Source organism: bacterium 336/3, assembly GCA_001281695.1.
In the GTDB taxonomy this organism is placed as follows: Bacteria; Bacteroidota; Bacteroidia; order Cytophagales; family Thermonemataceae; genus Raineya.
On record LJIE01000001.1, the window covers coordinates 3,015,728 to 3,033,840 of the forward strand.

An 18,113-nucleotide genomic window follows, 5' to 3' on the forward strand; every position below is an offset into this window, starting at 1 on the left:
AAAATATAACTTATTATGCTTTTTCAGCCAATTCTTTAATCTTCTGATTCATCAGGTTGAACCCATTTCGAGTATTTTTATCTAACATTTTAGAAAACAAAGGAACTAAAATCCCTCCAAACTGCTCACTGTGTTTGAACATCGTTGTACCATCTTGATTATCAATAATCTGGAAAATATGTTCTCCATCAAAAAGACCAGCAAATAATAGATGCCCCAACCAACGAAATTCTTTATTTTTCTCAAAAACAAGCACTTTTGGTTTGAATGTCATGGCATTGCTATCTGGAGGGTGTATTTTAGCCTTGAAAGTATTACCTGTCTTTACCTCTCCTTCAATAGATTTAATGAATGGATTCCATTCGGGATATGCCTTGAAATTGGTAAGAATGCTCCACACTTTTTCAGGTGTTGCATGAATGAGTATTTGTGTTTCAATGGTCTTTTTCATAAAACTTTATGTTTAGAATCTGTTTCAAAGGTCTATGTTTGAAAGCATATCTCTCTTGATAAAAATCAAGAATTTAGGAGAGTTGTTTTTTTCTGATTCGGCTGAACGTTTCGGGTGTCATGCCCAACATTGAAGCAATGTATTGGAGGGGTACTTGATGAAAAAGTTCTTTGTTATGTTCAAAAAAATGTTCGTAGCGTTCTTCTGCTGACATAGAAAGGTGACTAAAAATTCTATCTTCTAAGAAAATAAAGCATTTGGCTATGAATAGTTTCTCTAAAATATGCCATTGAGGTACTATTTCACCCAATTTTTGATAGTTTTCTTTACTAATTGTAAAAACTTCTACCTCTGTAAGAGCTTGGATATTCCAACGAGCAGGCGTTTCAAAAATAAAACTTGCCAAATCTGTTACAAAATAGCCCTTTGAAGAAATCCATTGGGTAACTTCCTTTCCATCAGTGTTTACAAAAATTCGTAACAAACCTGACCGAATGAAACTCATTTTATTACAATATTCTCCTGTTTTCAGGTAAAAATCTCCTTTGGCTAATTTTGCTGGTTTAAACAACTGACTCATCGTTTGAAGTACATCCAAATGGGCAATTCCAAAATAAGATTCTATATATTGTTCTAATTCTTTCATAAGACAAATAAAAAAATTATTTCATTTCACAATAAAAAACTATTTTGGTGAAAATTTATTGCTTTATGATACTATATTACAAATTGAACAAATCTATTGCACTTATTTACACTTATCTTACAGATATGCAGAAGTTTGCGTCTGTACATCCTATTATCTCTAAGATAGAAAAAACAAATGAAAATACTTATTTGGTGTATGAAACACTTCGAGTAGGTTTTATCCCTTTTTCTTTTACATATCCTGTTCATATTCAGGCAGATGAATCTACAAGATGTGTAACTATGAAAGCCAAAGTTTTTGGGATGGTAGAAATTGAAATGATGTTTAGGTTATTTGAAACACTTGGACAATCTCCTCAAGATGAGTCTATGACAAAAATAGAGGAAACAATTAAGTTTAAGAGCCTTTTTCCAATAGCTTCTTTTGTCAAATCTATTTTTAAAACACAACACAAAAAATTATTTCAAAATATTGAAGCAGCTTAATACAATCATTATCAAGCACTTTGACCTTGCTCTAAAGGCAGGTGCTTGTTTTTGTATTCTGTAGGTGTGAAGCCTGTAATCTTTTTGAAAGCAATATTAAACGCTGATTTTGAGTGAAATCCAACAAGATCAGCGATGGCTTCTATTTTGTAATTTTTGATAGAAGTATCAATCAATTTCTGTTTGGCTTCTTCGATACGATAGGTATTGATAAAGCTTGCAAAATTCATGTTAAACTCCTGATTGATAAGCTTTGAAAGATATTTATAATTGGTAGAAGCCTGTTCTGCCAAATCGTAAATGGTTAGCCTTGAGTTTAAATAAGGCTTATCCATTTCCATGATTTGAATCAATGTACTTTTTAATTCATTAAATTTATCTTCCTGAATATCAAACTCTTCAATTTCTATCTCTTCATCTTCTAATACATTATCTTGTTCATTTTCAATTATTTGCTCAAAAACCTCTACAGGTTTTTCTTGTATTGTAGGAAGGTTTAGATTTTGCTCTTCTTTTTTAATTTTATGAAAATCTGTAATTGTACTAGAAACTACCTGATAATGAACGGCTTTCATACCTATGTAAACGATAAAAGCCAGCAAAACCAATTCAAAAGAATACATAAATATTTTATCGAACCCTGGCAGACTTACAATAATAATCCCTATGATAAATGCTAAGTATCCGTAAATTAAGTTTTTGAGCCACTTTAAGCTTACTCCCTCTTCAAAACTATAAAAACTTCCCAACTTTTTTTCGTGTATATTAATGATTTTGAATAATTTATATAAAAAATAGATATTCTGACCAATAAAAACGACTGTCACTCCTCCCATATTCACAACCCACAATGCATAATATACTACATTGAAAGCTACTTGTTTCTTTGGCAAAAAGGGCATGATAGAAAGTAATACAACATCCAAACCTGCTACTACAAAAGCCAGATAAAAAAGTCTCAAAGGTTTATCAATCTTCTTACCAACATAATTATATACAGCCAATTTAATAGTAGGTGCTAATGAAAGCGTTACACCCAAAAGCAATGCTAAAGAATAATATACATATTTACCTTTGATATTTTGAGCAATAAGACTAAAAGACACAATACCCATGAACAAAAACAGAAGCAAAGCTATGTAGTTTTTGCCTTGTGAGGAAGCCTTCTGAAAAGTCAGAAGTCGGATGGCATAGAACAAACCAACTCCCATGGGGAGCAAATTGAAAATTTGTTCTATGGTAAGATTATAGTTCAAGGTGAGCAATTTTTGTTGTTTTATTTCAAAAATAAGGGATTTTTCCCTAAATCCAAACATCTAAAAGATTGTTTTTCCTTGTATCAGAACAGCATATATTTTAATTCTTGGTTATCTCGAAATTATATTTGCATCATCATTTTTAAAGCAAAATTTTATGAAGCAAATCATTTTGGTTACCATATTTTTTACGGCTTGCTCTGTAAAACTCATGGCACAAGAGTCACAAATACCTCAGCCTTCGGTGAAGGTTACTTTCAAAACTTCTCAGAAAATTTCGCCTATCATAAAACACCTTAAAGAAATGTCTCTTGATGATACCACCATCGAAGAGGTTGTCAGAGAATTGAATATTCGTGGTTATCAGCAAATCAAAGAAGTCATTTCTGATGAGCAGTTTCAAGCTTTAACTGATTCTCAGAGAAGGGCTTATGTTCGCAAAACAGAAGTATTAGAAATTATTCAAAAAATTCAAAAATAATGCTATCATGAAAAAATTATTGCTTATTATTATTCTGTCTATCAATCTTCTACATAAAAATAAAATTGTTGCTCAAGTCATCACTTTAGGTACTCAGGTTACTCAAAGTGGAACATCTGGTAGTTCGCCATACAATTATTTTTATGAGAGTAGAAGAGTTCAGTTTGTATATACTCGTACTGAAATTGTGGCAGCAGGAGGTTCAGCAGGTCTGATTACAGCCATTGCTTGGGATGTATCTCAGGTGAATGGAGGTAACTTATCCAATTATGCCATTAAAATGGCTCACACATCTGCCGCAGATGCATCAAGCCATAATGCAGCCTCTCTGACTACCGTTAAAAATGCTCATACACTTACCCCTGGTGCAACAGGTTTTAGAACTATTACCTTTGATAATAATTTTTGTTGGAATGGTTCTGATAATATACTCGTAGATGTTTGTTGGGGAGTGAATGGAGGTTTTGCTTCAAACGGTCAGGTTTGGATGTATAATAACGTTGCCAACCAGACAAGAGCTGTAAATTCCTCTGGCACAAGCCAGTGTGGTAACAATACTACTACAGCTCGAAACCATAAGCCAAGAGTTCAATTCACTATCTCTCCGATTACAATTCCTACTGCTACCATTACAAAGACTTGTGACCCTGATTATCAGAGTTATAGTCTTTCTGTACAAATCACAAACTTAGGAAGTTTTACAAGTGTAGATATTACAGATGGAGTTACTACTTACCAAAGCAATGTAGGCTTAGGAACTTATACAATCACAGGCCTAACTGGCTCAAAAAACATTAGTATTATTCAGCATGGAGGGGGAACATGTGGTTATCAGCAATCTTTTACAGCCTGCGATATCTGTACATCTCCCACCCTGCCTGCCAATGAGTGTGTGGGAGCTCCTACAATCGATTTATCTCAGCCATTTGCTGGTAGTACAAATTGTTCGTACACAGCCAGTGCAGGTAGCCCAAGTGTTTGTGGTATGACGATTGAAAATGACTCTTGGATGAGTTTCATTGCAGGCAGTACCACTGTAGAACTCGAATTTGAAGTAGGGGATTGTAGCAGTAATTTTGGTATTCAGCTTTCAGTCTTTGGAGGCTCTTGTGGGTCTTTATCTTTGATTACAGGCTCTTGTGTAAATCCAACAGGCGAAAATACAACAGGAACTTGGAATTTCTCAGGATTGAGCATTGGGGCTCGTTATTACATCCGTATTGATGGTTATGCTGGAGACTTATGTAACTATTGGTTTACACCTATCTCTGGAATCGTAATTGTACCCAGTAATGATTTATGTGCCAATGCCATTACACTTTCTTGTGGACAAACCAATGTTGCAAGCAATATTTTAGCTACAGCAACAGATGCCCCAGTCGCTTGTACAGGAGGTGGAACTACCTCTAAAGGAGTTTGGTATAGATTTGTGGGTAGTGGCAACAACATAACAGTTAGTACAGCTAATCCACAAACCAATTTTGCAACAAACCTAAATGTCTATACAGGTACTTGCGGAAGCCTCACATGTGTAGCAGGTGCCTCACCAAGTGGTGGTAGTACAAGTCTTACCATTCCAACCACCAATGGAACGATTTATTATATCTATGTAGATGGTGATGGTGCTTCTCAAGGAACATTCGAAATAAGTCTTACCTGCCCTCCATGCCCTGCTAATGCTGGTGCTTGGGATTAATTTAAACATTATTTAGCTGAATATTTATGCTTATGTTATTTATCCGATATATAAGATTTGTTTTGATAAATCTCTTTTGGTTATCTGCCAGTTTATCATTTGCTCAATGTGACTTTTATGCAAACATAACCGTCAGTGCATCAGGGTTCAATGCAGGTTTTAACCAACAATATGTTTTAGTGTCCAATAATACTGGTTCTATTGGAAGAATACAAAGTATCAATACCACAGGAGAGTTTATAGCAGTAACAGCAGGTAGCTATTTTGTTTATTGTGTAAATTATCAAGGGGCTCAACCTGCTGCTTTAAACGTAGGAAATTTATGGGATGGAGTAACTACTTATGCATCAAGCAATTGTTTTGCTGTATCGGCTGCTTATCTTAACAGAGCTATTACGATTTGTAACATAGACCAAAATGTCTGTTTAACCAATAATATTCAAGTAAATACTTCAGGACATACCACAAGTGCTGGATTTTCACAAACTTTTATTTTAGTAAATAATACAAATACTGTGCTGGCAGCCAATACAACAGGTTCTTTTACTCCTACTCAGTATGTAAGTTCAGGTATCTTTAGTATTTATGCTGTCAATACCAACAATACAAATGTGACTAATACATTTTTAGTAGGAAACTCTTTCAACAATATCAGAAGTGCTTGTACATCCAATTGTGCATCACTCTTAGGACCTAGAATTATTTCTGTGAATGCTTGTACCCCCCTGCCTGTAGAGCTAGTATATTTTAATGGGCAAAAACAAGGCTCTTCTGATTTATTGGAGTGGAGTACTCAATCTGAAGTTAATAATGATTATTTTGATATAGAAGCTTCTACAAATGGGTTAAATTTTAGCAGAATTGGCAGAGTAAAAGGAAGTGGCAACTCTTCGCAGATCAAAAAATATCAGTTTTTGAACCAGAACCCTTTGGCTCTTACCACCTATTATCGTCTCAGACAAGTTGATTATCAAGGAAATTATAAATACTCAAAAATCATTAGTTTATCAAGAAAACAGGAAAAAACTGATATCCTGATATATCCTAACCCTGCTCAGCATGATTTCAGCATCAATATTCTTTCTGAATTTGAGTTCGACAATGCTTCTATTGAAATTACTGATTTATTAGGTAAAAGGATAGATTTTCGTTTGGTTACACTCAAACAAGGTTCAAATCAGTTTACATTTAATACATCTGTTTATCCTTCAGCTACTTATTTGGTAAAAGTTTATAGCCAAAAAACTATTTATGCTCCCATCAAATTGGTTATTGCCAAATAGCTTAAATTATTCACTTTTAAATTTATTTCCATGAAATCGCAAACTAAAAGATTCTGTATTATTGATGATGATGATATTCAGATATTTATTACTCAAAAAATGTTGGAAGCCTCAGGTGTTTCCACAAAAGATTCTATTTTAGTTTATAATGATGGAAAAGAGGCTTTTGATGATTTAAAAAGCCGATTTGAAGAAAATCGAGAACTTCCTGATGTCATTTTGCTGGATGTCAATATGCCTATCTGGAATGGTTGGAATTTTTTGGATGAGTTTAACAAGATTAATCAGGAAAAGCCTATTGATGTTTTTATGGTTTCGAGTTCTATTAGTTTCAAAGAAATCCTGAAATCACAAACTTATCCCAATGTATTTGGCTTTTTTCCAAAACCACTCAATGTAAATATTATACAAACAAAAATGATTCACTTATAGAGCAAAAAACGCCACTATGCTCCAAACGGTTATAGCAAGATTTTTTCTTGCCTATAACCGTTTTTATTATATTTGTTTATATAATTGGCTTTTATGAAATTAAAACTTGTTATGATTAGGACTCAGTATTTAGAAGATGCTGTAAATTTTTATTCTTTACTTGGTTTAGTTTTTCAATATCATCAACATCAAAATTCTCCATTTCATTATTCTACTACTATCAATGGAACTATTTTTGAGATATATCCATTGGCAAAAGGTCAAGAAAACGCTGATAAATATACAAGGCTTGGCTTTGAAGTAGAAGATTTACAGAAAACAATTAAGAAACTCAAAGAAGCCAATTTTGATGTTTCACAACCTCAACAAACAGAATTTGGAATAATTGCTATTGCAATTGACCCTGATGGTCGTAAAGTGGAAATTTATTAGAAGTGAGTTATTGAAATTGTATATCAAGAATTTAAGTTTTTAAAACCAAAAACCAGTTGATATAAGCCACTCTGTTCTATAAGTTCTATCCATACCCTGATAACGGAAAATAGTTGCTCCATTCAAAGTTTGGATGTATCGACATTCTGCACGAATATATGACTTTTCTGTGGGTTTTATTTCACCTCCAATACTCGTACCTGTGGCATTCAAACCTACAATTTGATGTGTAGTATTAAAGATAGGTCCAGTAAGCATATCATCGTTATCTTGGAAAATTTCTGAACGCCCAAAAACACCTATATTCTTTTTAAATTTATACTTTCCAATCAAGCTTGTACTGAACATAAACGCCGTTTGGGTGCTATCTTTCAAACGTGAATTGGTTTGTACACCAAAATTTAATTCAAAAGCAATATCAACTTTAGGCTTTTTGTAAATAAAAAAGAAATCTTGATAAAATCTCGTTTGTTTTATTTCCTGATTATCAGGGCTTTCATGTGATAAAAGTGCATTATAACTACACATAAAGTTTTCATTGGCTTCATAAACCATGGTTGCTCCATAGGTTTTACGATTGTTAATTTGCACAAAAGTGTTGTAGCCATTAAAAGCATTCAATTGTAGCATCAAATTTTCAGTAGGTTTATAGCTCAGTTTCACTCCACTCAAAAAATAAGGGTCGTAATAAGTAGTAAGAGCCACACCAGCATTGATATTTTCACGAGGTTGTATAGATTCGCAACCCAAATGTGTTCTAAAAAAGCCTGCATCTATCCATAAATCTTTTACAATTCGAATACCTACGTTTGCTTCTTGTAGAAAATTGTATGTGGGTGACCATGCACTGGCAGGTATATCTCCATAATGAAGTGTAAAGATCCCTCTTACTTTTTCAGAACTATATCGAGCTGATAACTGGACAATATTTATCCCAAAAGTTCCACTCCTAGGAGCAATTGTAGGAAATTTCTGAAAATTATTATTACCAACTGAATCTGTATAAAACCCATAATAAGCATCCACATATCCACCAATAATCAAAGAGCGATTGGTACTATCTTTTTTGAGCCCTGCATTGAATAATAAAAAACGTTCTTCAAAGCTAATATCAAGCATTTTATTAATTTTTTGCTTAATACTCGCACTATCTAAAAAATTGGGTTGAGTATTAATAAATTGTTTATTTTTATAATACACATAACCAATAATAAGCTGGCTGGGTATAGGTTGGTCTGTTTTGAGTTTATTCCAATCTATCAGTTGTTGAAGAGAAATTTGATATTTGGTGCTGATAGTCAATAAAGTTTCATTTTGTTTGACAACATGATATTGTGGTACTGCTATCAAACTATCACTTTGAGCCTTGGCTTGGTAGATAAATATCAAGCTAAAACACACTAAAAATAAAATTTTATAGGCTTTTTTCATTCTTGTAAGTATCAAAACAAAAAAACACCTACAAGTCTTGTAGGTGTTTTGCTCCCGAAGCTGGGCTCGAACCAGCGACCCTCTGATTAACAGTCAGATGCTCTAACCGACTGAGCTATTCGGGAATCGTGGTGCAATGATAGTGGGTTTTTAGATACTGTGCAAATATTTCTGCAAATATTTTTTATTTTTTTCTTAAAAATTTTACAAAAAATTAATTTTCAGATATTTATATTTATACTAAATCGAATAAATTTTTCACACCCAACATCCTTGTTTTGGTAAAACCCTCTCCATAACGAACCCCAATTTGGTGTCCAAGTTCTTTAGATCTAGCTTCAATAGCATCAAAAAATTCGGGTGTAGAAATATAGGTTTGTGGCTCTGAGTCGTTGGGGTTGGCATTAAACTGTGTTCCATAAGCCAAAATAGCTTGTTTCTTGATTTCCCAATAATCCGAAATATCTACCACCACATCAGGAACAATATAACGGTCTTGAATAAAATGATACAAAAACTGTGGGCGATAAGCTTCTTGGTCTGTTTCTATTTTACGCAATCCTGCCAAAAAAAATGCATCTCTTACAAGCTCCGCCCCTTTTCCATGATCAGGGTGTCTATCTGTAATGGCATTGGCTATTACAATTTTAGGTTGATATTCTCTTATTTTCTTGATAATTTCTATTTGATGCTCTTTATCATTTTTAAAAAACCCATCTGCAAAACCCAAATTTTCTCTAATAGTCAATCCCATAATTTGTGAAGCAAGTTCTGCTTCTTTTTTACGGGTTTCAGGTGTACCACGAGTACCCAATTCGCCTTGTGTGAGGTCTATTACACCTACTTTTTTACCTTGAGCCAAATGAGAAGCAATTGTACCCGAACATGAAAGTTCTGCATCATCAGGGTGTGCAGCAAATACCAAAATATCTAATTTCATAATTTATGATGTTATTCAAACAAAAACAAAAGCCTTGAGGGCTTTTGTTTGTAAATTTAGTTTTATTTTTCGGTTTCTTCTTTCTTTTCTTTTTCGGGAACTGCTTCTTTAGAAGGTCTTCCTACAAAATTCGCCATAGAATTGTAGATATTCAGCCCTTTTCCTACTAACAAATCAAACATTCTGGTAGGCATAATTCCTCTTAAAATAGGTATCAGATGTACTGACCAAGGAGCTTTCACCTCAATATCATTACTCTTTACTGCCTTCATAATTTGGTCTGTAATATCATCAGGGTCAAGCAAAGGAGCTAAAATAGGAGCTTCTACACCTTCAAACATTCCTGTGTTGATATAGCTTGGGCAAACTGTTGTTACATGCAAATCACCTTCCATCTCCTCAAATTCAAGACGTAAAGACTCCGACCAACCCAAAACAGCCCATTTGCTACTTGCATACACGCTCATTTTAGGATTTGCCAGCAAGCCCGAAGCTGAAGCGATATTGACGATATGTCCACTTTTTTGCTTAATCATTTCGCCTGCAAAACAACGAGCCACATGCATTACCCCCAACACATTGATACGAATGGTTTTTTCAATTTCTTCATGAGAATGCTCATGGAAAAGTTTACCAACAACAATACCTGCATTATTAAACAAAATATCTATTCTACCCACTTCCGAAAGTGTAAGCGTGGCAGCTCTCTTAATATCTTCTAAGTCAGATACATCTACACTATACGGATGCACTATAAAACCTTGTTTTACAAACTCTTCAGTGGTTGCTTGTAGATTTTTCTCATTAATATCCCATATCACAAGCTCCGAAGCACCTTCTTTCAAACATTTTTCACCAAGTAGCTTGCCAATACCATTAGCACCACCAGTGATGAGAACCTTTTTATCGCGTATTTTTGTCATAGCTTTACCTAAGTTTTTTCTGCTAATTTAACAATTTTTTAGAAGTAGTACAAGCTACTCGTTTTTTTGTTTTATTTGCATTAAAATATATTTTGTATGAAACTTTATTATGCACGCATACTGCTTTTATTTGCATTTTTTGCCTGTAAAAAGCAACCCAAAACTACACCCGATATTTCCAACATTCCAGAAAAAATCACCAAAGAAAATCCCAAAATAGAGAAAACAAAGACTCTTACACTTGGGATAGAACAGATTGGAGAGTATCAGTCTTTGCTAAAAGATAAAAAAGTGGCTTTGGTGGTTAATCATTCGTCTATTATTGTTCAAAAAAATATAAAAACCCATCTGGTTGATACCCTTTTGAGCCATAAAGTTCAGATAAAAAGAGTTTTTGCCCCTGAACATGGTTTCAGAGGTGATGCAGATGCTGGTGAAACTGTAAAAAATGAAGTAGATACAAAAACTGGCTTGCCTGTAGTGTCTTTGTATGGAAAAAATAAGAAACCTACTGCTGAACAAATCGCTGATATAGATGTAGTTATATTTGATATTCAAGATGTAGGTGTTCGATTTTTCACGTATATTTCAACCATGCATTATGTGATGGAAGCTTGTGCTGAGAACAATAAAATGTGTATTATACTTGATAGACCCAATCCCAATGGCGATTATGTGGCTGGTACTGTTCTCCAAAAAGGTTTTGAAAGTTTTATAGGCATGCATCCAATTCCTGTAGTACATGGGCTTACAGTAGGCGAACTGGCTCAAATGATCAATGGCGAACGTTGGCTCAAAAATGGTGTTCAGTGTAATTTAAAAGTCATACCTCTGAGAAATTATACCCACCAAACACCTTATATTTTACCTGTAAAACCTTCTCCCAACCTTCCAAATCCACAATCTATACGATTATACCCTTCATTATGTTTTTTTGAAGGAACGCCATTAAGCGTAGGCAGGGGTACAGATTTTCCGTTTCAGGTAATTGGTTATCCTTCAAAAAATATGGGAGAATTCACTTTTACGCCTGTAAGCAAAATAGGAATGGCTAAAAATCCATTGTTTGAAAACCAAGTGTGTTATGGTATAGATTTAAGAGAAATTAAAGCTCCAACCTTTACACTTTCATATCTAATAGATTTTTATAAGAAATATCCTGAAAAAGATAAGTATTTCAGCCAGTTTTTTGATAAATTGGCAGGAAATTCGCTACTCAAAGAGCAAATTAAGAAAGGCATAAGCGAAGAAGAAATCAAGAAAACATGGCAAACTGATTTAGATGCCTACAAAAAACTCCGAAAAAAATATTTATTGTATGAAGAATAACCTTTTTATATATCTCATTATCAGTTTTTTTTATTGTATTCAACCTGTTTTTAGTCAGGAATTGCTGTTTGAAGTAACTATTAATGATAAGCAGGTAGCCTCAGCACAAGTGGGAACGAGCAACAAAGAAGCTGTGGCTGCTCTTCAAAAAAATATTTCAGATTTTTTAAATAATAGAAAATGGACAAATGATAATTATGAAAGCAGTGAGAAAATCACTTGTCGCATTCAAATTACACTTGTAAGAGCTGATTTTGCCTCAGGTGTGTATGAAACCAATGCTCAAATTCAAGCTTTAAGACCTACTTATAATACCAAATATGAGTCTGTTTTATTCAGTTATGTAGATAGAAGGTTTAATTTTAACTTTTTACCAACTCAACCCCTAGACCTTAATTTCAATGAAAATGTCTATTTCAGTAATTTGAGTTCTTTATTGGGCTATTATGCCTATATTATTTTAGCCCTTGATTATGATTCTTTTGCTAAGGCTGGTGGTACTCCTATGATTGAAAAAGCCTTTATTGTAGCGAACACTGCCCAAAGTGCTGGTGCTGATGGCTGGTCTCAAGGTGATATTAGAGATAGGTTTTGGCTTGTTGAAAACCTTCAGAGTCAACAAATGCTTGCTGTTCGTGAAGCTATGTATAAATATTACAGAAAAGGTTTAGATATTTACCAAGACAAACGCCCAGAAGCAAGAATAGTTACCTTAGATTTACTCAAAGAAATTGACAAAATAGCTCGTATCAAACCAAATGCACTGCTTTTAAATGTGTTTTTTGATGCTAAATTTCAAGAATTTATTAATATTTTTAAAGATGGCTCTCAAACTGAAAAGCAAGAAGCCTATGCACTTTTAGGACGTTTAGACCCTGCCAGAACAAGTCTTTATAGCCGAATTATCGCAAATTAAAAACCAAAAAACTATTTTTTAAGTTAAATATATACGTACAACACTTAGATATATGATAGAACTCCCCGTTGTTACATCCGAGAAAGAACATAAAGTAAAAAAACCCAATTGGCTACGTGTAAAATTGCCCGTAGGTGCTGAATATGCCAAAGTTCGTAAATTAGTAGATACTTATAAACTTCATACCATTTGCGAAAGTGGAAATTGCCCCAATATGGGAGAATGTTGGGGAGCTGGTACAGCTACCTTCATGATTTTAGGTAATGTTTGTACTCGTAGCTGTACTTTTTGTGCAGTAGCCACAGGAAAACCCAACGAATATGATACTGATGAACCTCGCAGAGTAGCTGAAGCCATTAAGCTCATGCAGGTAAAGCATGCTGTCATTACTTCTGTAAATAGAGACGAACTCAAAGACAGAGGTGCCTTTATTTGGCATGAAACTGTAAGACTGACCAAAGAGTTAAGCCCTGAAACTACCATCGAAACGCTCATTCCAGATGTAAAAGGAAATTGGGAAGCTCTTTATACCATGATTTCAGCAGGGCAAGAAGTAGTTTCTCACAACATGGAAACAGTCAAAAGCCTTTACAAACGTGTACGTCCACAAGCTCGTTATGAGAGAAGTTTGGAACAAATCAAACTCACCAAAGAATATGGTAAACGTACCAAATCTGGCATTATGTTAGGGGTTGGTGAAACCAAAGAAGAAGTTTATGAGTCTATGGATGATTTGGTACAAAATGGTCTGGACATTCTAACTCTTGGGCAGTATCTACAACCTACCAAAATGCACCTAGAAGTCGCTGAATATATCCACCCCGATTTATTTGAGCATTACAAAGAAGAAGGCTTAAAAAGAGGCTTAAAATACGTAGAATCAGGTCCTCTTGTAAGATCATCATATCACGCAGAAAAACACGTAAATGTGCCTATTTAATACTAAAATCAAATATTTTGTAATTTAAAATAAAAAAAGCCCCTATTTCTAGGGGCTTTAATTTTTATTTTACTTTTTCTTTCTTCGTTCTACGTTTTGCAGGGATCATATCATCTTGTTCTTCTTTAGACTGAGTCATCAATTTCTGATAGTGTCTAAAGCCTGTACCAGCAGGTACCAAGTGTCCTACAATTACGTTCTCTTTCAAACCTAACAAGTCATCCATTTTTCCACGAATAGCTGCTTCACTCAATACTTTAGTCGTTTCTTGGAACGATGCAGCAGAGATAAAGCTATCAGTATCCAATGAAGCTTGTGTAATACCTTGTAGTGTAGGTTGAGAAACTGCAGGCTGAGCATCACGTACTTTTACAAGTTTTTTGTCTTGTCTACGCAAAGATGAGTTTTCATCTCTTAGCTCACGAGCAGTAACAGGTTGTCCTAATTTGAAGCGAGTAGAATCACCTATTTCTTCTACAATTTTAAGTTCCATGACACGGTCGTTTTCCTTACGGAACGTCCATTTGTCTACTACCTGTCCAGGTAAGAAGTCTGTGTCACCAGCATCAATTACTTCTACTTTCTGCATCATTTGGCGTACAATTACCTCAATGTGTTTGTCATTGATTTTTACACCTTGCAGACGGTAAACTTCTTGAATTTCATTTACAAGATATTCTTGTACGGCTGTTGGTCCTTTGATAGATAAAATATCATTAGGAGTAATCGCTCCATCAGAAAGAGGCATACCAGCTCTTACAAAGTCTCCATCTTGTACCAAGATATGCTTAGAAAGAGGTACCATGTATTTCTTTATTACACCATCTTTCGATTCGATAATAATCTCTCTATTACCACGTTTTACAGTTCCATATGATACTATACCATCAATAGCACTTACAATTGCAGGATTTGATGGATTACGAGCTTCAAACAATTCTGTTACACGAGGCAAACCACCTGTAATATCTCTTGTTTTTCCGATAGCTCTTGGTAGTTTAGCAAGTACCTGACCAGCTTTGATCGTTTTACCAGCTTCTACTGCTAAACGAGCTCCTACAGGAATATTATAAACTTTATCCTCACCATTGTTCATTCTTACAACAATTGCAGGGTTTTTCGTTTTATCTTTGGTATCAATAATTACTTTTTCACGGAAACCTGTTTGTTGGTCAGATTCCTCCTTATAAGTAATTCCTTCCTCAATTGCATCATACTCAATAACACCATCAATTTCAGATAACATAACGGCATTATAAGGGTCCCATTCGCAAAGAACATGTCCTTTTTCTACACTTTCACCTGTTTTTACTTTCAAGAAAGCTCCATAAGGCATGTGATTAGAAATCAACACTTTACCAGTCTTAGCTTCTACAATTTTTACTTCAGAAGAACGAGTAATCACAATTTCGATAGGGTTACCATCATTATCTGTTGATTTTACAGTTCTCAAGTTTTCAAAATCTACCTGACCAGCAAATTTAGCTTTTACAGAAGGATCAACAGCAATGTTGGATGCTGCACCACCCACGTGGAATGTACGAAGTGTAAGCTGTGTACCTGGTTCACCAATGGATTGAGCAGCTATTACGCCTAATGCCTCTCCTGTATCTACAATTCTACCTGTAGATAAGTTTCTACCATAACATTTCTTACAAATACCTCTACGTGTTTCACAAGTAAGCACTGAACGAATTTCAACATCTTCAATACTTGTTTGATCAATACGCTCTGCAATTGCTTCTGTAATTTCCTCACCTGAAGATACTATTAATTCTTCTGTAAGAGGATCATAAACATCATGTAATGAAACTCTACCTAAAATACGTTCTGCAAGAGGTTCAACAATATCTTCGTTGTCTTTGAGGGCAGAAACTGTTATGCCACGCAATGTACCACAATCATCTTCCGTAACAATCACATCTTGAGCAACATCTACCAAACGACGAGTTAAGTAACCAGCATCCGCAGTTTTTAAAGCTGTATCTGCAAGACCTTTTCTAGCACCGTGTGTAGAGATAAAATACTCCAATACGTCCAAACCTTCTTTAAAGTTAGAAAGAATTGGGTTTTCTATAATTTCACCAACAGAACCTTGTACATTTTTCTGAGGTTTTGCCATCAGACCACGCATACCACCTAACTGACGGATTTGTTCTTTAGAACCTCTCGCTCCAGAATCCATCATCATGAATACAGAGTTGAAGCCTTCTTTATCACTAGTCATGTCAGAAATAAGCTTACCTGTCAATTTGCTGTTAATTTTTGTCCAAGTATCAATTACTTGATTATAACGCTCGTTGTCAGTGATAAGTCCCATCATATAGTTCTGATGGATATCTTCAATTTCTACTTTAGCTTCATTAATAAGTTTTTCCTTATCATCAGGAATTAAGATATCATTCAAACCAATAGATAAACCACCTTTATAAGCAGACTGGAATCCTAAGTCTTTAATATCATCCAAGAATTTAGCAGCTTTTGCCATACCTGCATTTTTAAATACAGAGCCAATTGCTTGCTGAATTTTCTTTTTGGTTAATAACTCATTGATAAATCCTACTTCATCAGGAACACATCTATGATTGAAAATCACTCTACCTGCTACAGTATCAATGATTTTTTCAACAAGCTCTTCTCCTTCACGTACTTTTGCTTTTACTTTGATATGTGCATGTTTAGAGAGTCTTCCTTCATCAAGTGCAATTACAACTTCTTCTGCACTATAGAAAGTTCTATTTTCTCCTAAATCACCTTTTCTACCTTTTGTAATGTAATACAAGCCCAATACCATATCCTGAGAAGGTACAGTAATAGGAGCACCATTTGCAGGGTTCAAGATGTTATGAGATGCAAGCATTAACATAGAAGCCTCTAAAATAGCTTCCTGTCCTAACGGAACGTGAACAGCCATCTGGTCACCGTCAAAGTCAGCGTTGAAAGCTGTACAAACAAGAGGGTGTAACTGAATCGCTTTTCCTTCAATTAGTTTAGGCTGGAATGCCTGAATACCCAAACGGTGTAATGTTGGAGCTCGGTTCAAAAGAATTGGATGTCCTTTCAATACGTTTTCCAAAATATCCCAAACCACAGGGTCTTTTCTATCTACAATTTTCTTCGCTGATTTTACGGTTTTTACAATACCTCTTTCAATCAGTTTTCTAATAATGAATGGCTTAAATAATTCAGCAGCCATGTCTTTAGGTAAACCACACTCATGTAGTTTCAATTCAGGACCTACTACGATAACCGAACGACCAGAATAGTCCACACGTTTACCCAATAAGTTCTGACGGAAACGACCTTGTTTACCTTTCAGCATATCAGAAAGTGACTTCAATGCTCTGTTACCATCTGCACGAACAGCATTTACTTTACGAGAGTTATCAAATAAGCTATCTACAGCTTCTTGTAACATACGTTTTTCGTTACGTAAAATAACTTCAGGAGCTTTGATTTCAATTAATCTCTTCAAACGATTGTTACGAATAATTACTCTTCTATACAAATCATTCAAGTCTGATGTAGCAAAACGACCACCATCCAAAGGTACTAGAGGACGTAATTCTGGTGGAATTACAGGCACCATACGAATTATCATCCACGCAGGTTTGTTCTCAATTTTAGATTCTTGGAATGCACGAACTACTTTCAAACGCTTCAAAGCTTCTGCTTTACGTTGCTGAGAGTTATCTGTTGCTGCTTGGTGACGTAAATCATAAGCCAATTTATCTAAACCAGTAGGGCTAGTAGGTATTTCATTGCCGTTTGCATCTCTTTCTTTTTCAGAAAGACGTTTCAAGAGCATTTCTAAAGCCTCTGCACCCATTTTAGCGATAAACTTATTGGGATCTTCGTCAGGTAATAATTGGTTTTCTCTTGGAAGTTTATCCAAAATATCCAAGTATTCATCTTCTGTTAAGAAGTCTAAATACCCACTACCATTACGATTTTCTTCTGCTACCACACCTGCTTGAATTACTACATAACGTTCATAGTAAATCACTTGGTCTAATTTTTTGGTAGGTAAACCTAACAAATAACCAATTTTGTTGGGTAAAGAACGGAAATACCAAATATGAGCCACAGGAACAACAAGTTCGATATGCCCCATACGCTCTCTACGAACTTTTTTCTCTGTTACCTCAACACCACAACGGTCGCAGATGATTCCTTTATAACGAATACGTTTATATTTTCCACAATGACACTCATAATCCTTCACAGGTCCGAAAATTCTTTCACAGAACAAACCACCCATCTCAGGCTTATAGGTACGGTAGTTTATGGTTTCGGGTTGTGTAACCTCACCATAAGAACTTTCCAAAATAGACTCTGGCGATGCCAAACTGATAGTGATTGAGTTAAAATCACTGGAAAGTTTTTTGCTTTTTTTGAAAGACATAGATTTATTTTTTAGCTTTTAACCTAAAATGCTTTATTCAAATGGCTTAGCTGACTAAGCAAGT

16 protein-coding genes and 1 tRNA gene are annotated in these 18,113 nt (G+C 34.8%); 9 read left to right on the forward strand and 8 right to left on the reverse strand.

Annotated elements, in window-relative coordinates; all coding sequences use genetic code 11:
• Positions 1–13: 13 nt before the first annotated feature.
• The gene (locus tag AD998_14100; protein ID KOY87126.1) at positions 14–451 is read right to left on the reverse strand and encodes a polyketide cyclase; all 438 of its coding nucleotides are present in this window, start codon (positions 449–451) and stop codon (positions 14–16) included.
• Positions 452–524: 73 nt separating this feature from the next.
• Positions 525–1,097 carry a cyclic nucleotide-binding protein gene (locus tag AD998_14105; protein ID KOY87127.1) on the reverse strand — a complete coding sequence of 191 codons (573 nt, stop codon included), beginning with the start codon at positions 1,095–1,097 and terminating at the stop codon, positions 525–527.
• A 65-nt stretch (positions 1,098–1,162) separates the two neighbouring features.
• On the opposite strand from AD998_14105, the gene AD998_14110 reads away from it, so the two are divergent.
• Positions 1,163–1,585, forward strand: a complete 423-nt coding sequence (locus tag AD998_14110; GenBank protein ID KOY87128.1) for a hypothetical protein — start codon at positions 1,163–1,165, stop codon at positions 1,583–1,585.
• A gap of 11 nt (positions 1,586–1,596) precedes the next feature.
• Here the strand turns inward: AD998_14110 and AD998_14115 are convergent, their stop codons facing one another.
• Positions 1,597–2,901, reverse strand: coding sequence for a hypothetical protein (locus AD998_14115; protein KOY87129.1), 1,305 nt, complete (start codon positions 2,899–2,901; stop codon positions 1,597–1,599).
• A gap of 97 nt (positions 2,902–2,998) precedes the next feature.
• Between AD998_14115 and AD998_14120 the strand changes: the two genes are divergently transcribed.
• The 5 genes from AD998_14120 to AD998_14140 all read left to right on the forward strand — a co-directional run bounded on the left by AD998_14120 (position 2,999) and on the right by AD998_14140 (position 7,165).
• A complete protein-coding gene (locus tag AD998_14120; GenBank protein KOY87130.1) occupies positions 2,999–3,322 on the forward strand; it encodes a hypothetical protein in 324 nt (107 codons plus the stop codon).
• Positions 3,323–3,329: 7 nt separating this feature from the next.
• A complete protein-coding gene (locus AD998_14125) occupies positions 3,330–5,018 on the forward strand; it encodes a hypothetical protein (protein ID KOY87131.1) in 1,689 nt (562 codons plus the stop codon).
• 26 nt (positions 5,019–5,044) lie between these two features.
• Positions 5,045–6,301: a hypothetical protein gene (locus tag AD998_14130; GenBank protein KOY87132.1), complete on the forward strand. Its 1,257-nt coding sequence runs from the start codon at positions 5,045–5,047 to the stop codon at positions 6,299–6,301.
• Positions 6,302–6,331: 30 nt separating this feature from the next.
• Positions 6,332–6,733, forward strand: coding sequence for a hypothetical protein (locus tag AD998_14135; GenBank protein KOY87133.1), 402 nt, complete (start codon positions 6,332–6,334; stop codon positions 6,731–6,733).
• Between the two features lie 93 nt (positions 6,734–6,826).
• On the forward strand, positions 6,827–7,165 hold the full coding sequence (locus AD998_14140) for a bleomycin resistance protein (protein ID KOY87134.1): 339 nt from the start codon (positions 6,827–6,829) through the stop codon (positions 7,163–7,165).
• 39 nt (positions 7,166–7,204) lie between these two features.
• Here the strand turns inward: AD998_14140 and AD998_14145 are convergent, their stop codons facing one another.
• The 4 genes from AD998_14145 to AD998_14160 all read right to left on the reverse strand — a co-directional run bounded on the left by AD998_14145 (position 7,205) and on the right by AD998_14160 (position 10,459).
• A complete protein-coding gene (locus AD998_14145) occupies positions 7,205–8,611 on the reverse strand; it encodes a hypothetical protein (protein ID KOY87135.1) in 1,407 nt (468 codons plus the stop codon).
• A gap of 33 nt (positions 8,612–8,644) precedes the next feature.
• Positions 8,645–8,721 (reverse strand) — tRNA-Asn (locus AD998_14150).
• A gap of 110 nt (positions 8,722–8,831) precedes the next feature.
• Positions 8,832–9,536 carry a bacillithiol biosynthesis deacetylase BshB1 gene (locus tag AD998_14155; GenBank protein KOY87136.1) on the reverse strand — a complete coding sequence of 235 codons (705 nt, stop codon included), beginning with the start codon at positions 9,534–9,536 and terminating at the stop codon, positions 8,832–8,834.
• Positions 9,537–9,598: 62 nt separating this feature from the next.
• A complete protein-coding gene (locus AD998_14160) occupies positions 9,599–10,459 on the reverse strand; it encodes a short-chain dehydrogenase (GenBank protein KOY87137.1) in 861 nt (286 codons plus the stop codon).
• Positions 10,460–10,555: 96 nt separating this feature from the next.
• Here AD998_14160 and AD998_14165 point away from each other — a divergent pair, with 96 nt between their 5' ends.
• The 3 genes from AD998_14165 to AD998_14175 are packed head-to-tail and all read left to right on the forward strand — an operon-like array spanning position 10,556 to position 13,644.
• A complete protein-coding gene (locus AD998_14165) occupies positions 10,556–11,788 on the forward strand; it encodes a hypothetical protein (GenBank protein ID KOY87138.1) in 1,233 nt (410 codons plus the stop codon).
• Positions 11,778–12,704: a hypothetical protein gene (locus AD998_14170; protein ID KOY88214.1), complete on the forward strand. Its 927-nt coding sequence runs from the start codon at positions 11,778–11,780 to the stop codon at positions 12,702–12,704. The genes AD998_14165 and AD998_14170 overlap by 11 nt, the downstream gene beginning before the upstream one ends.
• 52 nt (positions 12,705–12,756) lie before the next feature.
• Complete coding sequence (locus AD998_14175; GenBank protein KOY87139.1) at positions 12,757–13,644, forward strand: lipoyl synthase; 888 nt, start codon at positions 12,757–12,759, stop codon at positions 13,642–13,644.
• Positions 13,645–13,708: 64 nt separating this feature from the next.
• Here AD998_14175 and AD998_14180 read toward each other — a convergent pair whose 3' ends face one another.
• Entirely contained in the window at positions 13,709–18,049 is a 4,341-nt protein-coding gene (locus AD998_14180) for a DNA-directed RNA polymerase subunit beta' (GenBank protein KOY87140.1), read from the reverse strand.
• Positions 18,050–18,113: the final 64 nt, after the last annotated feature.